At 33.8% G+C, this 1,892-nt stretch carries 3 protein-coding genes; all 3 read left to right on the top strand.

Annotated features, from left to right (window positions below):
* Nucleotides 1-465: solute carrier family 23 protein (locus B2G86_RS12970; protein ID WP_274534943.1), on the top strand; the 465-nt coding region annotated here is incomplete at its 5' end.
* A gap of 19 nt (nt 466-484) precedes the next feature.
* Nucleotides 485-1,387, top strand: a complete 903-nt coding sequence (locus tag B2G86_RS12965; RefSeq protein WP_078358600.1) for an aspartate carbamoyltransferase catalytic subunit — start codon at nt 485-487, stop codon at nt 1,385-1,387.
* Nucleotides 1,375-1,892: amidohydrolase family protein (locus tag B2G86_RS12960; RefSeq protein ID WP_142242944.1), on the top strand; the 518-nt coding region annotated here is incomplete at its 3' end. The genes B2G86_RS12965 and B2G86_RS12960, both read left to right, overlap by 13 nt.

The following is a 1,892-nucleotide window of genomic DNA, read 5'->3' as shown; positions in this document are numbered from 1 at the left end:
GGTTTACACAGATCATTAATTGGTGATGGAGTATCAACTATGATGTCTTCAATCATCGGTGGACCACCAAGCACAACTTATGGTGAGAACATCGGCGTATTAGCCATTACTAGAATTTATAGTATATGGGTGATAGGTGGTGCAGCTACACTCGCATTAATTTTAGGATTTGTTGGTAAATTTACAGCAATGATTTCTACAATTCCTACACCTGTAATGGGCGGTGTATCTATACTATTATTCGGAATCATTGCTTCAAGTGGTTTAAGAATGTTAGTAGAGAACAATATTGATTTCGGAGATAACAGAAACTTGATTATTGCTTCAGTCATTCTTGTATTAGGAATTGGTAAAGCACATTTAGATTTCACAGGTATCGGTATTCATTTGAATATTGAAGGTATGGCTTTAGCTGCAACAGTTGGTATCTTGCTCAATCTTATTTTGCCTAAGAAAATAAAATAATCTCAAGGAGGCGTGTCACTTGAAAAATTTATTAACTATGACTGATCTAACTAAAGAAGACATAATGAAAATCATTAAAAAAGCACAGAAAATCAAACAAAATGGTATAGAACCTTTTGAACAAGGTATGACAGTAGCGAATTTATTCTTTGAAAATTCCACTAGAACGAAATGTAGCTTTGAAATGGCTGAAAGAAAGTTAGGGTTAGAGGTAATTCCTTTTGAAACAAGTACATCTTCTGTACAAAAGGGAGAATCTTTATATGATACATGCAAAACACTAGAATCAATTGGTGTTGATGCACTCGTCATTAGACATAGTGAAAATGCCTATTATGATAACTTAAAAGGACTTAGCATTCCTGTATTAAATGGTGGAGATGGTAGTGGACAACATCCAACACAGAGTCTTTTAGACTTAATGACAATTTATGAGGAATATGGTTATTTTGAAGGATTAAAAATACTTATTTCAGGAGATATAAAGAATTCAAGAGTAGCAAGAAGTAATGCTGAAGCTTTAACGAAATTAGGATCAGAAGTTATGTTCAGTGCACCAGAACAATGGAAGTCTGATTTTTCAAATGTACCTTACGCTGAAATTGATGATGTCATAGATGAAGTTGATGTTTGTATGTTATTAAGAGTGCAAAATGAAAGGCACGAATCAGGTATGACTTTTAATACTGAGAAATATCATGAGGCATACGGATTAACAATTGATAGATATAATAAATTATCTGATAAAGCAATCGTTATGCATCCAGCACCAGTAAATAGAGGTGTAGAGATCGATTCTTCATTAGTTGAAAGTCCAAAGTCAAGGATATTTAAGCAAATGGAGAATGGTGTATTTATTAGAATGGCATGTATTTATGATGTACTCAATCACAAGGAGGAAAAAGTAAAATGTCACTTATAATCAAAAATGGAAAAATCTTATTAGAAGGTCAATTAGTTCATAAAGAAGTTGAAATCGAAGACGGTAAAATTAAACGAATAAATGATTATATTGATGCTGAAAATCATGAAATAATTGATGCGAAAGGACATTTTATATCTGCGGGGTTTGTAGATGTACATGTGCATTTAAGAGAACCTGGTGGAGAACATAAAGAAACGATTGAGACAGGCACTAAGGCTGCTGCAAGAGGTGGGTTTACAACAGTTTGCCCGATGCCAAATACTAAACCTGTACCTGACTCAGTTGAACATTTAGATCGACTGCATAAAATAATAGACGAACATGCAGTTGTTAGAGTATTGCCTTACGCTTCAATAACAGTAAGACAAGCAGGTAAAGAACATGTTGATTTTAAAGCTTTAAAAGATAGAGGCATGTTCCAATTTACTGACGATGGAGTAGGTGTTCAAACAGCATCTATGATGTATGAAGCAATGCAAGAAGCAGCTAAAATAGATAAAGC

Origin of the sequence: Mammaliicoccus fleurettii, assembly GCF_002018435.1 — a bacterium.
Lineage (GTDB): Bacteria > Bacillota > Bacilli > Staphylococcales > Staphylococcaceae > Mammaliicoccus > Mammaliicoccus fleurettii.
This window is presented reverse-complemented; position numbering and strand designations above follow the sequence as displayed.